The organism is Parasynechococcus marenigrum WH 8102 (genome assembly GCF_000195975.1).
Classification (GTDB): Bacteria; Cyanobacteriota; Cyanobacteriia; order PCC-6307; family Cyanobiaceae; genus Parasynechococcus; species Parasynechococcus marisnigri.
Map to the genome: position 1 here is coordinate 2367522 of NC_005070.1, position 17366 is coordinate 2384887.

Consider the following 17366-nt stretch of genomic DNA (forward strand, 5'->3'; position numbering starts at 1 on the left):
AATGCTTGGCGACCTCTGGTCGTTCCAGGGCAGGTACCGAACCCTTCACCTCACCTGGATCGCCTTCTTCCTGACCTTTGTGGTCTGGTTCAACCTGGCCCCTCTGGCCACCACCGTGAAAGCGGACCTGGGACTGACCGTTGGTCAGATCCGCACAGTGGCCATCTGCAACGTGGCCCTCACCATTCCTGCGCGCGTGCTGATCGGCATGCTCCTCGACAAGTTCGGACCCCGGATCACCTACTCGTCGATCCTGGTGTTCTCAGCGATTCCCTGCCTGCTGTTTGCCTCCGCTCAGAGCTTCAACCAGCTGGTGGTGGCCCGTCTGCTGCTCTCCATTGTTGGCGCCGGCTTCGTGATCGGCATCCGCATGGTGGCCGAATGGTTCCCGCCTAAGGAAATCGGCCTGGCTGAAGGCATCTACGGCGGCTGGGGCAACTTCGGCTCCGCCTTCTCCGCCCTCACGATGGTTGCCCTCGCTGGCTTCCTCTCCTTCTCCGGCGGCTTCGAACTGCCCACCGGCACTGTTCTGAACTGGCGTGGTGCCATCTCCCTCACCGGCATCGTCTCCGCCGTTTACGGCCTCTTCTATTTCTTCAACGTCACCGACACCCCCCCGGCAAGACCTATCAGCGCCCTGAGAAAACCGCAGGCCTGGAGGTCACCTCCATGCGCGACTTCTGGGGTCTGCTCGGCATGAACGTGCCCTTCGCAGCCATCCTCTGCGTGCTCTGCTGGCGTCTCGGCAAGGTGGGCTTCCTGACTCCGTCCACCTACCCACTGGCTCTCGGGGCTGTTGCCGTCTGGTTTGCTTTCCAGACCTGGGGAATCATTCGCACCAACCGCGACCTGATCCTCGGCAACAAGGTCTATCCCAAGGAAGACCGCTACGAGTTCCGCCAGGTAGCGATCCTCGAGCTCACCTACATCGTGAACTTCGGCTCCGAACTGGCCGTGGTTTCGATGCTGCCCACCTTCTTTGAAACCACCTTCGATCTGCCGAAGGCCACCGCCGGAATCCTGGCCTCCTGCTTTGCTTTCGTGAACCTGGTTGCCCGCCCTGCCGGTGGTCTGATCTCCGACAGCGTCGGCAGCCGCAAGAACACCATGGGCTTCCTCACCGCCGGTCTCGGCGTGGGCTACCTGGTGATGAGCATGATCAAGCCCGGCACCTTTACCGGCACCACCGGCATCGCCGTTGCCGTGGTGATCACCATGCTCGCCTCCTTCTTCGTGCAGTCCGGTGAAGGCGCCACCTTCGCGCTGGTGCCCCTGGTCAAGCGTCGCGTCACCGGTCAGGTGGCCGGCCTGGTGGGTGCCTACGGCAACGTTGGTGCTGTGACCTACCTGACCATCTTCAGCCTTCTGCCGATGTGGATGGGCGGCGGCGGCGAACCCACCCCCGAGGTGATCGCGGCTTCCAACAGCGCCTTCTTCCAGATCCTGGGCGTGGCCGGTCTGATCGTGGCCTTCTTCTGCTTCTTCTTCCTCAAGGAGCCCAAGGGATCTTTCGCGGAACTGCATGAAGGCGAAACCGCCTGATTGTGATGTCCAGCAGCGCAGTGGCGCTGCATCACGGCCCGGAGCTTCGGCTTCGGGCTTTTCTCTTTCGTAAGCCCTGATGTCTGACGGCCCTCGCAGTGTTCGCAGCCAGTGCCCCTACTGCGGTGTGGGCTGCGGTCTTGAGCTGCTGCCTCCGGCCGTGAAGGGTCAAGCCGTGAAGCGGGATGCAGAAGGCAACCCGATGTGGACCGCCCGCGGCGACCGCGAACACCCCTCCAGCCTTGGCCAGGTGTGCATCAAGGGGGCCACCGTCGGCGAAACCCTGGCCAGGGGACGACTGCGACAACCGTTGTTCCGCAGCAAGCTCACGGACGCCTTTGCGCCGATCAGCTGGGACGACGCCCTCGACAAAATCACCGGACAGATCAAGGCGAGCTTGGCCCGGCGCGGCAATGCCGATGGCATCGCCATGTACGGCTCAGGGCAGTTCCACACCGAGGATTACTACCTGGCCCAGAAACTGCTGAAAGGCGCCTTGGGCACCAACAATTTCGATGCCAACTCGCGGCTGTGCATGAGCTCAGCGGTGGCCGGCTACACCCGCAGCCTGGGTTCCGATGGCCCGCCCTGCAGCTACGAGGATCTGGATCACTGCACGGTGGCCTTTCTAATCGGCACCAACACCGCCGAATGCCACCCGGTGCTGTTCCAGCGGCTGCTGAAGCGGAAACGCAAGAACCCGGGCAGCGTCAAGATCGTGGTGGTGGACCCACGCCGCACCGACACCGCAAAGGCGGCTGATATTCACTTGCCGATTGCTCCGGGCAGCGACCTGGCCCTGCTACACGGCATCGCCCACCTGGTGCTGCGGGACAACGGCCAGGATCCAGCCTTCATCGACAACCACACCGAGAACTACGACGCGTTCTTCGACGTGGCCGCCCGCTGGACCCCCAGACGGGTGGCCCTGTTCTGCAACATCCCCGAGAAACGTCTGCGGGACGTGGCGGCTCTGTTTCACCGGCGCCAAAAGGTGCTGAGTTTGTGGTCGATGGGGGTGAACCAGCGCCGTGAAGGAACGGCCGTGGTGCAAGGCCTGATCAATCTGCATCTGCTCACCGGCCAGATCGGCAACGAAGGAGCGGGCCCGTTTTCCCTGACCGGCCAACCCAATGCCATGGGCGGCCGCGAAGCCGGGGGGCTCGCCCACCTGCTGCCGGGCTATCGGTTGGTGGCCAACCCTGAGCACCGCGCCGAGGTGGAACAGGCCTGGAAGCTCCCGGCTGGCCAAATCGCCGCCAAGCCGGGGCTTGCAGCGTGGCAGCAGGTGGAAGCGATGGAACGCGGTGACCTTGATCTCTGGTGGGTAGCCGCCACCAACCCGCTGGTGAGCATGCCGGACCTGGATCGGGTCAAACAGGCCATGGGCAACTGCCCGTTGGTGGTGGTGAGCGAGGCCTACGCCGACTCAGAAACGTCCCACTACGCCCACCTGCTGCTGCCAGCCGCCCAATGGAGTGAGAAGGCCGGCGCCATGACCAATTCCGAGCGGCGTGTGACCTTCTGTCCTGCCTACCGCCTCCGCTTCGGGGAAAGCCGTCCGGACTGGGAAGTGTTCGCGGACGTGGGTCGCCGGTTGGGTTACACCGAGCAGTTCCGCTTCGACTCGGCTGCCGAGGTGTACGCCGAATTCACCCGACTCACCCAGGGACGCCTCTGTGACGTCAGTGGCCTCAGCCACGAACTGCTTGAGCAAGCGGGGCCTCAGCAATGGCCTTATCCCATGGGCAGCATCCCCAGCACAGCAGCCAAACGCCTCTACGAAAACCATCTGTTCGCGACCCCCAGCGGCCGGGCGCGTTTCAGCACCGACCAGCCTTTAGGCCTGGCAGAACCCCCCTGCGACACCTACCCATTGGTGCTGACCGTCGGTCGATACCTGGGGCAGTGGCACACGATGACCCGGACCGGGAAAGTGGAGCGGCTGATGAAACAGCACCCTGAGCCATTGCTGGAGATTCATCCAAGCGATGCCCAGGAACTACAACTGCGCAACGGCGAGCTGGCTGCGATCAGCTCGCGCCGCGGCCACCTCACAGCCACGGTGAAGGTGACCGATCGCATCCGCTGCGGAACTGTGTTCCTGCCGATGCACTGGGGATTCACCCAGGAGAAGGCTTGCGAAGCCAACACGCTGATGCATGACGATGCCTGCCCGGTGTCCAAGCAACCGGAACTGAAAGCCTGCGCTGTGATCGTGGCGCCGGCGGTCTCCGTGGTGAAACCGGTGGAGCAGGAGAAAGGACGCCTGGAGGCACTGCGGCGCCTGCTCACCCCAGCACTTCGCTGAAGGCGGCATCCAGGTTGTGGTGGTCATGACCCGGCCGCACCAGCTTGCAGAGAGCGAAACGTTCCAGCTCAGTGACGTGGGCCCATTGCTCAGGCGTCAACTCCACACCCCGGGCCACCGCAGCGCGGTGAATCTCTGCCGGTAAAACGGACTGCTGCTGCCAGGCTGCGCCCACAGCCGGCGGCAAATCCTTCACCACACCATCAGCCATCCCCTCTGTGAGATCCCGCAGGTACTGCCGGAGTTGATCGAGCGCATTTGCAGCGTCCGACCAATCCACCAGCTCTTGCCGCTGGTTCTGCGTGAGTGCCAACCAGTGGCTGAGCTTGAGCTTCACACCGGCCAGATCCAACTTGCGGCGCACGCAAAGGGGAATGCAACGCCAGGTACCGATGAAATCCTGCTCGAAAGCAAAACAATGGCTGGATGAATCAGAGGTGCTGGCCATCAACGAAGCCCGCGAACGGTGTCAATGATGACAACGACCAATCAGGAAATCAGAGATGTTCATCTCGTTACACATCCACGTCCGTGCGATTCGCCCTCTCCCTCGGAATGTTGCTTGGCATGTCCCACGGTTGGGTGACGGCTGAGGGCCAAGCAAACGACAATTCAGACCTTCTTGAAGTCGTAAGAACCGTTAAATCGACGACAAGTTTTTCTCCATTCAGTAGCGGTCAACACCAATTTTTTCCATACTGAAGCTCGATACGAGAGTTTTGAGTTTTGACCAACAGCATCGTCTCCGCTGGTCGCAGCCCGATCACCCTGGCCGCTGGCTTTCTCGGAGCCTTCATCGTTGGCTCCCTGGCCGTCCAGCTGGTGCGCAGCCAAACCGCCACCATGTCGTCGGGCGTCGCCGCTGTGGAGCCGGTGATCGCGGGCCACGCTGCCCTCTGGGTTCCCTTGGCGGAGCGTGACATCGCCAGCGCCAACACAGGCGCAACGGCCCAACCGGCTGCTGCCATCCAACCCGCCGTTGAGCCGGTTGTCGGCTCCGAGGCCACCCTCTGGGCACCCTTCGGCGAGCGCTGATCGAACAGCCCACCAGCCGGCCCACATAGGGTGCCGGCATGGGGATTCAGCGGCGTCACTTCCTCCAAACGACGGGCGGTCTGGCCTTGGCCGCCCTGATGCGAGCCTGGCCTGTTGAGGCGGCAGAGAAGGATTTCTGCGTCCCGGATAATCCACTCCAGGCCCTGATGGCGGGGAACCGCCGGTTTGCCGAGGCCTGGCAACGGGCCGACCAGGAGACCAAAACGACACTCCGAGCGGCGGATCCCGACCCGCGTTGCTTCAACTCTCCCAGGGCTTTGGCCACCAGCCAACATCCCTGGGCCACCGTGCTCACCTGCTCTGATTCACGGGTGTCGCCGAGCTGGGTGTTCGACACCACCCCTGGCGAGCTGTTCGTGATCCGCAACGCCGGCAACACCGCCTTCACCGAAGCCATTGCCTCCGTTGAATACAGCGTCAGCATTCTCAAAACGCCGCTGCTGATGGTGATGGGACACAGCGGCTGCGGAGCCGTCACCGCGGCGATGGGCACCGATCCGCTGACCCCTTCCCTGGACCGGCTGATCCAACCCATCCGGGAGAACATCAGCGGCAGCAGCGATCTGGAAGAAGCGGTGAAGCGCAACGCCCTCGCCAGCGCCTCCACGTTGATGCAACGCAGCGCCGTTCTGGCCGACGCCAAAGCCAGCGGTGCGCTGAAACTGGTGGTGGGTTGTTTCCAACTCAGCAGCGGTGTTGTGACCTTGATCGAATGACGCAAAACCTGAGTCATCTGAACCAGCAAGGCGAGGTTCACATGGTGGATGTGGGGGACCGTCCGGCGACCCAGCGCGAAGCCCATGCCCGTGGAGCCATTCGCATGGACGCCTCAACCCTCAGCCTGATCCAGCGGGGCGAGACACCAAAAGGAGATCTTCTGGCAGTCGCACGGGTGGCAGCAATCCAGGCGGCCAAACGCACCTGGGAACTGATTCCCCTGTGCCATCCCCTGCCACTGAGTGGCATGGATGTGACGATCGACGCCGACGCATCGCTGCCTGGCCTGGTCGTCCACTGCCGTTGCCGCACCACAGGCCAGACCGGGGTGGAAATGGAAGCGATGACGGCGGTGTCTGTGGGGCTGCTGACCCTTTACGACATGCTCAAGGCGGTCGATCCAGCCATGACGATCGAGGCGATCCAGCTTGAGTTCAAGGAAGGAGGGCGGAACGGTGTCTGGGAGCGCTGAGCCCTACGGACGCGAAGGGCTCCCCCTGGAGGAGGCACGTCGACGGGTTCTGGCGGCAATTCAACCGATCACCGCCAGCAACACGGTTCCCCTGCAGCAGGCCCTCGGCCGTGTAAGCGCAGCGGCTGTGCTCGCCAGCGAGGCCGTTCCAGGGTTCCGGGCCTCGATCATGGATGGCTATGCCCTGGGGCAGAGCCACCAGCCCAAACCTGGGGAGACCTGGCTGCTGAAGGGACGCTCCGCCGCCGGCCAACCCTTCAATGGGACCCTGGCCAACGGCGATGCGATCCGCATCCTCACCGGAGCTCCACTGCCGGACGGTGCCGGCTGGGTGCTGCCCCAGGAACTGATCTCCATTGACGGCAGCAGCCTGCAGCTGGCGAAAAAAGCGTCGGATCGTCCCTGGATTCGTCCCGAGGATGAGGAATGCCGACCCGGGGACCTGCTCCTGTCTGCTGGACAGCGCCTGGGTGCCGCCGATCTCGCACGCCTCGCCGGCTGCGGCATCGCCGACTTAACCGTTGCTCAGCAACCCCGCATCGGGCTGCTGATCAGCGGGGACGAGCTGGTGCCACCCGGAACAGCACGGCAACCCGGTGCCATCTGGGAGAGCAACGGCACGCTTCTGGAGACAATGCTCCGGGCCCTCAGGCAATCGGTGACCGAGCGACGGGTGGTGGCCGATCAACCCGACGCCCTGCGCCAGGCTCTGCTGGATCTGGCCCATGACTGCGACGTGGTGGTGAGCACCGGCGGCGTCTCCGCAGGCGACACCGATTGGATCAGACCGCTGGTGGCGGAACTGGGTGCCGTGGACTTCTGGAAACTGTTCCTACGCCCGGGGCGCCCCTTCGCCTTCGGCAGCATCGGTGAGGGCGTGCCGTTTTTCGGACTGCCGGGCAATCCCGTGGCGGCGGCGGTCACCGCCCTGCAACTGCTCTGGCCCGCCCTGCAGGTTCTTGAGGGCCAGAGCGAACCAGAGCTGTTCCCCCGGGTGATGGTGGAACTGGCCGACCCGTTGTCCCGCCGACCGGGACGGCCGGAACTGGCACGGGCCCGCCTCGACACCAACGCCGCAGGAAAGCTGCTGGCACGGGTGGATGGCTCGCAGGCCTCATCCCGGATCGGTTCCCTGCAACAGGCCGATCTGCTGTTGGAACTGCCAGCGGAAGCCGGCCCGCTCGAAAGGGGCACCCGTCTCTGGGCCCAGGTGATTCGTCAGCGGATCTTCTAAGCCAGATCATGCTGAAAGCATCGGCGCTCCCAGGCCATGAGTTGGCCCGATGAATCGAAATGGATGCTGATCTGCTGAAACAGCGCAGCGCCGAGACGGCCACCGATCTCGAGGCTGAAGGGCTGATTGGGGAGCTCACTGGGCACCGAGAACACCAAGCCGTCGGGCATCACGGCTGAGCAGTCGTTGTGCAACAGCTGGCTTGGATCGAACACCAGCGGAGCAGCGTCCTCAGCCTGGCCGTTCACCCCCGCTTGCGGTCTGAGCATCTGCCGCTTGCCACTCCACCCCTGCACCGGCGCCAGCAGGGCCTCGGGTGTCCCGCATGCGGGACGGTCGGATTCGGGATCAGGACTGTTCAGGCAACGGAAGCCCACCGCCCCAACACGCTGCAGACGCCAACAGCCATCGAGCGGTTCCCAGAGCAGCACCAGCATCGAGCGGGACCGACCGCAGAACAGATTGATTTCATGGCCGAAGCGGGGACGATCGGGATTAAGCCCCAGGCTGGACTGACCTCCTGCCCCGGGGAACTGCCAGCAGCCTCCACCAGCGTTGTAGGTGGCTCGACTGATGGGATAGGTGGCCTGCCCCCCGGGAGCTAAGGCCAGACCCGATCCATCCCACACTCCGTGGTCGTCATCGGCAAAGGAAATCACATATGTGGTGGGGTGGATTCGACGGGTCGGACGCTGGAGATCGAGCCGACCGCTGCCGTCCCTCTTAAACCAATGGCCACAGCCCTGCCAGTGACCCGCGAAATTGCGGCGGTTGAGGGTCCATTGATCGGTCATGTCCGTGACGGCATGGAACGGTCGATCTCCTTAGCGTCGCGCCAACAGCCATCCCCGCCATGGACCTGACGATCGTTGGCTGCGGCTATGTGGGGCTCGCCCTGGCGGAGCGGCTGCAACCGAGACGGCCCCAGCTGAAGCTGACGCTGACCACCACCAACAGCGAACGGCTGGAGCAACTCGACCCCCTGGCCGATCGGGTTGAGGTGTGCGATGCCACCAACCCCATGCAATTGCTGGCCGCCCTGCGGCAGAGCAGCAGCGCCGTGTTCTGCCTTGGGCCCAAAGGAGATCGCCAGGTGGATGCCAACGGCTACCGCCACACCTTCGTCGACAGCTTCCGCTGCCTGACGTCACTGTTGCCACAACTGCGGGAACTGCGGCAGATCGTCTACACGGGCAGTTGCTCGATCTACGGCGATGCCGAAGGGGACTGGGTGGATGAGCAAACACCACCCGCGCCAAGCCGCGGCCATGGCGATGTTCTGCTGGAAAGCGAACATCTGCTCAGCGGCATCAGCGACCGGCGAGTGTGTATCCTTCGCCTTGGAGCGCTCTATGGCCCTGGCCGCGATCTTGATCGACGCCTGCGCGGACTTGCTGGACTGGAACGTCCTGGCAACGGAGCGACCTACAGCAACTGGCTGCATGTGGCGGATGCCGCCGGTGCCCTGGAAGCCGCTCTCAATGCTGAATGGGCCGGTCTGGTGAACGTGGTCAACGACGAGCCGATTCAGCTGCGAGACCTGGTAGGGCGCAGCCTGCAGCGCCAGGGTCTGGCCCCCGTGCGCTGGCTGGGGCAGGACGAACCGGGTTCAGGGGGCCGACGGATTCGCAACACCCGGCTCAAACAGCTGGGCTACCAACTGCAGCACCCGCGCCTTGATCAGAGTGGCGTGTTGGCCACCAGCCAGGTGCCCTGACCCGCGCACCACTCCCGCTTCCAGAACGGGGCCTGGTGCTTGAGATGCTCCAACAAGGCGGCTGAGCAGCGCTGCGCCGCTCCACGACGATCGGCCTGCACCGCCACCAGCACGATCGGCTCACCGGGGGCAAGCTTGCCCACCCGATGCAGCACCAAAATCGGCCCCGCCTGGTGCTCCTGCTGCAGACGCTGGGCCATAGCTGTGATCTGACGTTCGCAGAGGCCGGGGAAGTGCTCCAGCTCCAGCGCCTCCAGAGGCCGGCCATCCATCGTGGTGGGCCGCACCCGACCGATGAAGATGGCCGCGGCCGCGGCATCCCCACACCAGAGCGCAAGCTGCTGCCACGGATCAAAGGGATCCGGGCACACCTCCACACGGCAACCGGTCATGGTTCACCCCCCCGTGAACGGTGGCAGAAAGGCCAGCTCATCTCCAGCCTGCAACGGCTGATTGGCACCGACCAACTCCTGGTTCACCGCAATGCTGATGCCCTCGAGCGGACCAAGATCCAACTGGTCCCAGACCTCACGGGCCGTCGAAACGCCTGAAGTGAACGGAAGGGAACGCTCGCCCCAACCGGCGCGTTCGCGCAGGGATGCGAACAGCAACACCCGGAGCACCATGGCCTTCCCATCTGGAGCGGTTCTAGCGTCCGAAGGCTTCGCCGCTGTGCCATGGCCCTGTCCATCGCCCTGCTCACCATCTCCGACACACGCAGCCTGGCGGACGACAGCAGCGGAGATCAGCTGCAGCGCAGCCTTGAAGCCGCCGGCCATCGCCTTCACGAGCGACAACTCTGCCTGGATGATTGCTATCAGATCCGCCGTGAACTGAGCCGCTGGATCGCCGATCCCGCGGTTGATGTGATGATCACCAGCGGCGGCACCGGACTCACCGGCCGTGATGGCACCCCTGAAGCGGTGGTACCGCTGCTGGACAAAACAATCGAGGGATTCGGGGAACTGTTCCGTGTGCTCTCCTTCGAGAGCATTGGCACCAGCACTCTGCAAAGCCGCTGCCTTGCCGGCGTGGCCAACGGCACCTTTGTGTTTGTGCTGCCGGGATCTCTGGATGCGGTAACCACCGCTTGGGACAAGCTCATCCGTGCTCAGCTTGATGAACAGACCCGTCCCTGCAACCTGGCCCAACTGCGGGCTCGCTTGAAGGAATAAAGCGGGATCGAGGGTAGCTGTTCAGAACAGAATCGGCATCGTGACCGCTGCCGGTGAGGGCCTGCAAGCTTCAACCTGCTGATCAATCACCTCACCCACCACAACGATCGAGGGCGACTTGAAGGCTTCGGCTCGGCATTGATCGGCAACGTCTACCAAGGTGGCTTTGAGGCAGCGTTGCCCCGCCACCGTCCCCTGCTGGATCACCGCCACGGGGGTTGTCGCGGCCAAACCACCCGCCATCAGCTCCTCTGCGATCCGGGGCAGGTTGTGGAGCCCCATGTAGATCACCAATCCGTCACTGGCCGTGGCCAAAGCGCGCCAATCCACGGAGGGACGGCGCTTGTCGATTTCCTCATGACCGGTGACGAAGGTCACCGATGAGCCCGCCCGCCGGTGGGTGACGGGAATCCCGGCGTAGGCAGGGGCGGCAATACCAGCGGTGACACCAGGCACCACTTGAACAGGGATGTTTCGCTCCGCCAGGTAAGCCGCTTCTTCCCCTCCACGACCAAACAGGAAAGGATCACCCCCCTTCAAACGCACCACCGTGCTGTGCTTCTGGGCCATTTCAACGAGCACGGCATTCGTGCTGGGTTGTGGCACCGAATGATGTCCGCGACGCTTGCCGACAAAACGGCGCTCACAGGACGCCGGCACAAGATCCAGCACTTCTCTGGGCACCAGCGAGTCGTACACCAGGGCATCGCACTGGCTCAGCAGCCGATGCGCCTTCAGCGTGAGCAATTCGGGATCGCCGGGACCGGCTCCCACCAGATAAACGGTTCCGGTTTGTTCAGCGTTGGTCACGGCAGAGAAACAAGCAGATCGATCAGGGCCTGGCGGGTGGGGGGATGCTCCAGCAGAGGAGGCAATCCACCAGCTTCGCTCAATGCCTCCGTCATGAGGTTCGGGGCGAGGGTTAACGGGAGTGGGCGGGCGCAGGGATGGCGCTGCTGATACTTGGGCCAGGCATCAAAGGCAACCAATGGCAAGGCCAGGCGAGAGGAGAGCATCGCGAGGAAGCGATCCGCCACTCCCGGGCGCAGGGGGTGGTGCACCAGCACGGCATCACGGCGCTCAGACACCGGCAGTGCTGAGATCACCGCGTTCCACCAGGTGATCCAGGAGCCCAGAAAGGGAAGCAAACGCACGCTGGCCCCGGCGGCATGAAGCCTGTTGCGAATCGCCGGCACGTCCGTTCGGGCATGCGCTCCAGGCAACAGCAGCAACGGAACAATCCAAGAGGGTTGGGGAAGCGCCGACACGGGTTGTTCAGCCGTCAGCACCTCCAACTGAACGGGCGCCGATCGCCGCTGGGCCAGGAGATCCGGCAGGGAGGCCAAGCAGTCGGGAACGACACCGCCACTACGGCCATGCACCACCAGATGCAACCCTTGACGCCCCCGATCGGAAGCGTCATTCCGTAGCAATGGCCACGGATCAAAAAAAGAGCTATCTGATGTCATCGAGAAGTAATGACCTGGGGTAAGTACATGGCACCTCGCCAACAAAACGAACGTGCATCATTGGAAAGTCGTTTCTACCGGGCACAGACACGTCGGCGCTTTGACCTAAGCTCTACATTAATTGAAATTAAGAGTCCCAGTATGCGCAAAAGGGCAAAGCCGTACGACAAGAGTTACAGACGGCAATACGAGCGGAATCGTAATTCCATCAACAGAACAACTTTTGAGTACGAACTAGAAAAGGACGTAGCCGCTTTGAAGACGGTTTGGCAAATGATCAGCTCGGGAGCTGCCCGCATGCTGAACAGAGTTTTACATCAGATTTAAATCTATAAAATGAATAGCATAGATCGCACAGGAAAAAGAATATAAAATCAACAGGGAAGCTGGGAGCCTAAAAAACCAACATTGTGCTAATATATTTCTTAAGTAGCTCGAGAAATCGAAGGTTACTTCACTATCGCACGCTTTCATTATTACGTAGCGACAAAGGTCCCCGGGCCGATTAAACTGATCTACTACATTTTTTGATCGATCAGTCCGCCCTATTTTCATGAATCATGACCATCAAAAACCAAGTCAACCCCTACTTCGCAGAAAAAAAATTGAATAAGATTGAAAAAAGTAAGTTGGAAAAAGATGGGCTTTTAGTAGGAAGCGAAATCGAAAAGTTTGCAAAAATTGGGTGGGAAAATATGGATGAAACCGACTTAAAACTCCGTCTGAAATGGTATGGAATGTTCTGGCGTCCGAAAACACCCGGAAAATTCATGCTAAGACTTAGAATACCAAATGGTGTATTGACATCCAATCAAATACGAGTTGTAGCTTCAATAGTTGAACGTTATGGAGAAAATGGAAGCTGCGACATCACCACAAGGCAAAACCTGCAACTTAGAGGAATACTATTATGCGATCTTCCCGAGATCCTTAGAAGACTGCGTGAAGCCGGACTAAGTAGCATCCAGTCGGGCTTTGATAATCCACGAAACGTAACCGGCAATCCACTCGCAGGAATAGATCCGAACGAAATCGTCGATACGAGACCTTACACAACTAAATTGCAGAACTTTCTCACAAATAATTGTGAGGGAAATTCGGAATATTCCAACCTACCGAGAAAATGGAACACAGCAGTTGCAGGATCTAAAGACAATTTCCTTCTTCACAACGACATAGTGTTTCATCCCGTTGAGAATAACGGCGTGATGGGTTTTAGCATCTGGATTGGAGGGATTTTATCTCCACAGATGAACGCATATGCATTTCCCATGAATGTATGGGTATTACCTGACGAGATCTGCAACATTTTGGATACTGTGATTCGTCTCTGGAGAGACAATGGAGAAAGAGAGAAGAGAACCAAGGGACGTTTCCGCATGTATCTCGATGAGATAGGGCACGAGGAATTCCGCAGCCAAGTGGAAAAACTGTACGGAACACTCACTCCCGATCCAGGCTCAATATTCGAAAACTCTCCACGCTCTCACTTCGGCATTAATCAGCAGAAACAAGCCGGACTTTATTTTGCTGGCATACACGTGCCGGTCGGTCGCCTCACGGCAGAGGATCTACAAGATATCGCAACAGCGAGTCTCAAATATGGAAATGGAGAAATTAGACTCACAGAAGACCAAAATATAATTATCACAGGTCTTACGAGTGAAAAAGTTGAAGAATTAAAGACTGATACATTATTGCAGCGTTTCCCCCTAGCACCTAGCAATATTTCAGCAGGAACAGTGTCCTGCACGGGAAATACTTACTGTAGTTTTGCGCTTACCAACACTAAAGACCAAGCCTTAAAAGCAGCAAAGGAACTTGACGAGGAGTTGAATCTACCTGAAGAGATAAAAGTTCACTGGACTGGCTGCCCAAATACATGTGGACAGGCTTATATGGGAGCAATAGGTTTAACAGGTACAAAGGCTAAAAATGCTGAAGGAGTAATGGGTGAAGGCTACACAATGACTATTGGTGGTTCACAGGGTCGCAACCCAACTATTGGTCAAATCTATCGCAAAGCTATACCTGCGGCTGAAATCAAAACAGCCCTTAAGGAAGTACTTATTTCAAAATTTGGAGCTACAGAAAAGAAATAATTATTTTATAAGAAATAAAACAAGTTATAAAGCAAAGTTGATCAACAGAGAAGAGTAAAGATAATATTGCAAAATTAAAAGAATTGCAATAATTAGAGTATAGAAAAAAAGATCATGCTAGGGTTAAAAGGTATAACAAAGAAAGTATCGAACTTAAATCAGATGGAGAATCTATATCACATTAGAGAAAGATTCTCAATTATTCATGATAACAAGAAAATAGGAATACAGATGAAATGGGAAGGTAAAAGAGAAAAACCTCCAATGCTAATGCTTCCGGCCTTAAGTACAATTTCAAGAAGCGATGAATGGCAGAGTTTTAAAGCAATAGTGACAGATAAATACCAATTAATAACAATTGATTGGCCTGGATTCGGCGAAAGTGATAAAAAAGATATACACTACAGCGGAAAAGTATTACAAAAAACACTTAGAAAAGCTATCAAAGCAATCCAGAGAAAAAATAATAAAAAGCTAACTATAGTTGCAGCTGGTCATAGTGCCTCAGTTGTACTTACACTAAAAGACAAGTACATCAATACAATAAAACAAGTTGTGCTAATTGCACCAACATGGAGAGGTCCACTTCCAAGTATGACAGGATGGTCTCCTAAGAGGCTAAACATCATAAATGAAATAGTAAGACTTCCTATCATTGGTCCAATACTATACTTCATAAATACAACAAAAGTGATTATAAGATTCATGATGAAAAGGCATGTATGGCTAAATAAGAATGACCTTGATAATGATAAAATACTCAGACTCCAAGTATTATCTCGACAAAAGGGAGCACGATACGCAAGCGCAGCATTCGTAACAGGGAGTTTAGATATAGATAAAAATAAGAAGTGGTGGATATCAAATACAAAAAAGATTCAAGAAATGTCTACTCTTGTTATACCGAAGGATTCACCAAAAAAATCATTATCAGAGATGGAAGTACTCTCAGATAGCATTAAAGATATTTTATACGTTAGAGGTAGGCTAGGTTGCCACGAAGAATTCGGAGAAGAAATCGCAAAAAGATTATTCTACTAAATTGTATACACGAGAAAATATCAAAGAAAAAAGGAAAGCAAAGAATTGCAAGATTACAATCGAAGGACCTGAAGGTAGATTAAAGAAACCTGATAAAATAAGCCCAAACAGAGCACACAAACCGCCCAGCACCATAGAAAAAACAATATAAGAACTAAACTTACGCGAAATAAGTCTACCAGCGCATGCAGGTATTACAACGAAAGCACTTATAAGCAATACACCAACAGACTTAATTGAAACAGATACAACAATACCCAATAAAATGATGAAAGCAAGTTTATGGAATCTTGTGTTAATACCAATAGAGCCAGCCAAATCCTCATTAAGAGTTAAAAGAACATGAGAACGAAGACTAAAGACAAGGTAGATAAAAGAAACAATAAAAAGGATCAATGTAATATATATATCTGATGCTGTAATACCAAGAATATCTCCAAAAAGCAACTGCTTAATGCTACCACTATAAGAGTTGATTTTACTTAAGGCAAGAACAGCTGCTGCTAGAGAGCTAGAATATACGATATTCAATAGTGCGTCGGTAGGCAAAGAACTGCTCTCAACTAGATTATTTACAAGAAATGCAAATATAATGGCAAAAGGAATAAGAACAAAAGTAGGATTCACATTTAAAAGGATACCTAGAGTTATACCGAGCAAGGCAGAATGCCCTAATGCATCACTAAAAAAAGCAAGTTGTCGGAGTACAGCAAAATAACCTATAAGCCCTCCTAAAGAACCAGTTAAAAAGCCACCAATTAATGCGCGGTGAATAAATGGCTCATCAAATAACTCAAAAAAAGTTGATAAATCACCCACGACATTGATGCTGATAAGAAACTATATTGGGCCCATAGAGAACACTTAATCTTTCGGAAGTCAATGCAAGATTAGGTACACCTCGGCAGCACAAACGTCTATTTAAACCAAGTACTTGATCGCTACTACGGAGAACCATATCAATATCGTGAGATATATGGAGGACAGTCCAACCTTCCTGCCGACGCAATTCAAATAACATTTTTTGAAAACGTTGAGTTGAAGGTATATCTAGACCAGCCTGAACTTCGTCCAAAACAAGAAGATCCCTCGGACGTACGATACAAAATGCAAGCATAACTCGCTTCAGTTCACCGCCAGAAAGTTCACTAAGAAGACGTCGTCTTAAATTAAAAGTATCGGTTCTTTCCAAAGATCGATGAACTAAAATCTTAGTATGGGAGTCACGCATGCGTAGAAAGGACGAACAATTACTAAGTCCAAGTTGCACGAACTCAAATACGGAGAGGGGAAACTGACCCTGAAAAGAAAAATTCTGTGGAATATAAGAAATTCGCTCGCGTATGGATTTCGGTAGATACCCAGCTTTATTCATTTTGGTGCCCATAATAGTGATGTCGCCTGAGACGCGCGGAATAAGACCCAACAAGGAGGCAACTAATGAACTCTTACCAGCACCATTAGGGCCAACTAAAGCTGTATCACTCTCAGCTAATAATTCAAAAGAAACATCATCTACAGCAACATTGGCACCCCTTCTTACAGTAAGATTCTTAACAGAAGCAATTGGATATGACATAGTTTAACCACCAAGAGAGAGAAGAAGATTGGACAAGTTATCCCGCATAAGGTCAAAATAGAGAGACTCGTCATACACAAAATCCCGTGAAATAGTTTCAATGGGATTGAATAGTGCTATTTTAATATTAAGATCACGTGCCAACGAATTGAAAGAATTGTTTCCATCTTGAGGCTCAGTTAAAAGAGCCTTTAAATCGGAGTCTCGAACAAGATTCGAAACTCGCTGTAAATCAACGGGGCTTGGATTGATATCTGGCAGATCAACTAAGTATTCAGCTTTTAATTGATATCGTTCAGCAAAATATGGTGCAAAGTCATGATAGGCGATAAATGATTTGCCCTGATAAGGCTCCAACTTGGATAAAATTTCAGCATGCAATGCGAGCAGGTCATCCACATAAGCGGAGGCATTTAAAGTATAAACTTCACTACAAGCAGGGTTTAATTCCGCAAGAGCATCTTTAATAGTCTCAACCTGGCTAATAGCGCGTATAGGATCTAACCATATGTGAGGATTAGGATCAGAATCCGCGTTAGAGATATCAGTAGAAATGGTCTTGATACCAATACTAGTGTCAACAACGGATAATGTTGTACTCGCTGATGAAGAGATTAGCCTGTCTAAAAAAGTCTCCATTCCCAAGCCGTTAATAAAAAATATATCAGCCTTGCCAATAGATAGAATGTCCTTAGGAGTTGATTGAAAATCGTGTGGTCCAATATTTGTGGGTATTAAAGCTTTGACATCACCGCATTCACCGGCTACTGCCCTAGCAAATAGTGTTATGGGAAGGAATGAGGTCATAATAGAAATTTTCTTAGACCTCTCAGGAGGCGTTGTGAGGGAGCCGCAAGAAACCAAAAATATTGAGGCTAGCGAGCCAGTAGCCCACTTACTGAAGCGCACCATGTAGGAGAAGCGAAGTCAAATACGATACGAAAAACCAAA

18 protein-coding genes and 1 pseudogene are annotated in these 17366 nt (G+C 55.7%); 10 read left to right on the plus strand and 9 right to left on the minus strand.

Features of this window, described 5'->3' with window-relative positions; translation table 11 throughout:
• Position 1 precedes the first annotated feature (1 nt).
• Positions 2–1542 (plus strand): annotated as a pseudogene (locus tag TX72_RS12465) (NarK family nitrate/nitrite MFS transporter).
• Positions 1543–1621: 79 nt separating this feature from the next.
• Positions 1622–3853 carry a nitrate reductase gene (locus TX72_RS12470; protein WP_011129317.1) on the plus strand — a complete coding sequence of 744 codons (2232 nt, stop codon included), beginning with the start codon at positions 1622–1624 and terminating at the stop codon, positions 3851–3853.
• Here the strand turns inward: TX72_RS12470 and TX72_RS12475 are convergent.
• Entirely contained in the window at positions 3834–4301 is a 468-nt protein-coding gene (locus TX72_RS12475; protein WP_011129318.1) for a nitrate reductase associated protein, read from the minus strand. The genes TX72_RS12470 and TX72_RS12475 overlap by 20 nt on opposite strands.
• Positions 4302–4579: 278 nt before the next feature.
• Between TX72_RS12475 and TX72_RS12480 the strand changes: the two genes are divergently transcribed.
• Genes TX72_RS12480 through TX72_RS12495 form a run of 4 tightly spaced genes read left to right on the plus strand, consistent with a single transcriptional unit; the run spans position 4580 to position 7332 of the window.
• Positions 4580–4888: a hypothetical protein gene (locus tag TX72_RS12480; protein WP_011129319.1), complete on the plus strand. Its 309-nt coding sequence runs from the start codon at positions 4580–4582 to the stop codon at positions 4886–4888.
• Between the two features lie 38 nt (positions 4889–4926).
• Positions 4927–5625, plus strand: coding sequence for a carbonic anhydrase (locus TX72_RS12485; RefSeq protein WP_011129320.1), 699 nt, complete (start codon positions 4927–4929; stop codon positions 5623–5625).
• Positions 5622–6098 (plus strand): cyclic pyranopterin monophosphate synthase MoaC, encoded by a 477-nt coding sequence (gene moaC / locus TX72_RS12490; RefSeq protein ID WP_011129321.1) that lies wholly within the window; start codon positions 5622–5624, stop codon positions 6096–6098. The genes TX72_RS12485 and moaC overlap by 4 nt, the downstream gene beginning before the upstream one ends.
• On the plus strand, positions 6082–7332 hold the full coding sequence (locus TX72_RS12495; RefSeq protein WP_011129322.1) for a molybdopterin molybdotransferase MoeA: 1251 nt from the start codon (positions 6082–6084) through the stop codon (positions 7330–7332). Before moaC ends, TX72_RS12495 begins: the two co-directional genes overlap by 17 nt.
• Here the strand turns inward: TX72_RS12495 and TX72_RS12500 are convergent.
• Entirely contained in the window at positions 7329–8126 is a 798-nt protein-coding gene (locus TX72_RS12500) for a hypothetical protein (protein ID WP_011129323.1), read from the minus strand. The two genes, TX72_RS12495 and TX72_RS12500, sit on opposite strands and share 4 nt — an antisense overlap.
• A 59-nt stretch (positions 8127–8185) precedes the next feature.
• Here TX72_RS12500 and TX72_RS12505 point away from each other — a divergent pair, with 59 nt between their 5' ends.
• Positions 8186–9049 (plus strand): NAD-dependent epimerase/dehydratase family protein, encoded by an 864-nt coding sequence (locus TX72_RS12505; RefSeq protein WP_011129324.1) that lies wholly within the window; start codon positions 8186–8188, stop codon positions 9047–9049.
• On the opposite strand, the gene TX72_RS12510 is transcribed toward TX72_RS12505, so the two are convergent.
• Both TX72_RS12510 and TX72_RS12515 read right to left on the minus strand, forming a co-directional pair.
• Positions 9013–9441 (minus strand): molybdopterin synthase catalytic subunit, encoded by a 429-nt coding sequence (locus TX72_RS12510; protein ID WP_011129325.1) that lies wholly within the window; start codon positions 9439–9441, stop codon positions 9013–9015. The two genes, TX72_RS12505 and TX72_RS12510, sit on opposite strands and share 37 nt — an antisense overlap.
• Positions 9442–9444: 3 nt before the next feature.
• Positions 9445–9675 (minus strand): MoaD/ThiS family protein, encoded by a 231-nt coding sequence (locus TX72_RS12515; RefSeq protein WP_011129326.1) that lies wholly within the window; start codon positions 9673–9675, stop codon positions 9445–9447.
• 51 nt (positions 9676–9726) lie between these two features.
• Here TX72_RS12515 and moaB point away from each other — a divergent pair, with 51 nt between their 5' ends.
• Entirely contained in the window at positions 9727–10224 is a 498-nt protein-coding gene (gene moaB / locus TX72_RS12520; protein ID WP_011129327.1) for a molybdenum cofactor biosynthesis protein B, read from the plus strand.
• Between the two features lie 21 nt (positions 10225–10245).
• On the opposite strand, the gene cobA is transcribed toward moaB, so the two are convergent.
• Both cobA and TX72_RS12530 read right to left on the minus strand, forming a co-directional pair.
• Positions 10246–11034, minus strand: coding sequence for a uroporphyrinogen-III C-methyltransferase (cobA, locus tag TX72_RS12525; protein WP_011129328.1), 789 nt, complete (start codon positions 11032–11034; stop codon positions 10246–10248).
• Positions 11031–11693: a DNA mismatch repair protein MutS gene (locus TX72_RS12530; protein WP_011129329.1), complete on the minus strand. Its 663-nt coding sequence runs from the start codon at positions 11691–11693 to the stop codon at positions 11031–11033. Before TX72_RS12530 ends, cobA begins: the two co-directional genes overlap by 4 nt.
• Before the next feature lie 560 nt (positions 11694–12253).
• Between TX72_RS12530 and TX72_RS12540 the strand changes: the two genes are divergently transcribed.
• Both TX72_RS12540 and TX72_RS14055 read left to right on the plus strand, forming a co-directional pair.
• Positions 12254–13795: a ferredoxin--nitrite reductase gene (locus TX72_RS12540; RefSeq protein ID WP_011129330.1), complete on the plus strand. Its 1542-nt coding sequence runs from the start codon at positions 12254–12256 to the stop codon at positions 13793–13795.
• A gap of 162 nt (positions 13796–13957) precedes the next feature.
• On the plus strand, positions 13958–14836 hold the full coding sequence (locus tag TX72_RS14055; RefSeq protein ID WP_158305760.1) for a hypothetical protein: 879 nt from the start codon (positions 13958–13960) through the stop codon (positions 14834–14836).
• Here TX72_RS14055 and TX72_RS13395 read toward each other — a convergent pair.
• The 3 genes from TX72_RS13395 to TX72_RS13405 are packed head-to-tail and all read right to left on the minus strand — an operon-like array spanning position 14825 to position 17327.
• A complete protein-coding gene (locus tag TX72_RS13395) occupies positions 14825–15655 on the minus strand; it encodes a metal ABC transporter permease (RefSeq protein WP_011129332.1) in 831 nt (276 codons plus the stop codon). The two genes, TX72_RS14055 and TX72_RS13395, sit on opposite strands and share 12 nt — an antisense overlap.
• Complete coding sequence (locus TX72_RS13400; RefSeq protein ID WP_011129333.1) at positions 15648–16415, minus strand: metal ABC transporter ATP-binding protein; 768 nt, start codon at positions 16413–16415, stop codon at positions 15648–15650. The genes TX72_RS13395 and TX72_RS13400 overlap by 8 nt, the downstream gene beginning before the upstream one ends.
• Positions 16416–16418: 3 nt before the next feature.
• Complete coding sequence (locus TX72_RS13405; RefSeq protein WP_011129334.1) at positions 16419–17327, minus strand: metal ABC transporter substrate-binding protein; 909 nt, start codon at positions 17325–17327, stop codon at positions 16419–16421.
• Positions 17328–17366: the final 39 nt, after the last annotated feature.

What these genes read in the sequence shown, in the direction of transcription:
- TX72_RS12470 (WP_011129317.1), top strand. Translation starts at nt 1,622, where the DNA reads ATGTCTGACGGCCCTCGCAGTGTTCGCAGCCAGTGCCCCTACTGCGGT.
- TX72_RS12475 (WP_011129318.1), bottom strand. Translation starts at nt 4,301, where the DNA reads ATGGCCAGCACCTCTGATTCATCCAGCCATTGTTTTGCTTTCGAGCAG.
- TX72_RS12485 (WP_011129320.1), top strand. Translation starts at nt 4,927, where the DNA reads ATGGGGATTCAGCGGCGTCACTTCCTCCAAACGACGGGCGGTCTGGCC.
- moaC (WP_011129321.1), top strand. Translation starts at nt 5,622, where the DNA reads ATGACGCAAAACCTGAGTCATCTGAACCAGCAAGGCGAGGTTCACATG.
- TX72_RS12500 (WP_011129323.1), bottom strand. Translation starts at nt 8,126, where the DNA reads ATGACCGATCAATGGACCCTCAACCGCCGCAATTTCGCGGGTCACTGG.
- TX72_RS12505 (WP_011129324.1), top strand. Translation starts at nt 8,186, where the DNA reads ATGGACCTGACGATCGTTGGCTGCGGCTATGTGGGGCTCGCCCTGGCG.
- TX72_RS12510 (WP_011129325.1), bottom strand. Translation starts at nt 9,441, where the DNA reads ATGACCGGTTGCCGTGTGGAGGTGTGCCCGGATCCCTTTGATCCGTGG.
- TX72_RS12515 (WP_011129326.1), bottom strand. Translation starts at nt 9,675, where the DNA reads ATGGTGCTCCGGGTGTTGCTGTTCGCATCCCTGCGCGAACGCGCCGGT.
- moaB (WP_011129327.1), top strand. Translation starts at nt 9,727, where the DNA reads ATGGCCCTGTCCATCGCCCTGCTCACCATCTCCGACACACGCAGCCTG.
- TX72_RS12530 (WP_011129329.1), bottom strand. Translation starts at nt 11,693, where the DNA reads ATGACATCAGATAGCTCTTTTTTTGATCCGTGGCCATTGCTACGGAAT.
- TX72_RS12540 (WP_011129330.1), top strand. Translation starts at nt 12,254, where the DNA reads ATGACCATCAAAAACCAAGTCAACCCCTACTTCGCAGAAAAAAAATTG.
- TX72_RS14055 (WP_158305760.1), top strand. Translation starts at nt 13,958, where the DNA reads ATGGAGAATCTATATCACATTAGAGAAAGATTCTCAATTATTCATGAT.
- TX72_RS13400 (WP_011129333.1), bottom strand. Translation starts at nt 16,415, where the DNA reads ATGTCATATCCAATTGCTTCTGTTAAGAATCTTACTGTAAGAAGGGGT.
- TX72_RS13405 (WP_011129334.1), bottom strand. Translation starts at nt 17,327, where the DNA reads ATGGTGCGCTTCAGTAAGTGGGCTACTGGCTCGCTAGCCTCAATATTT.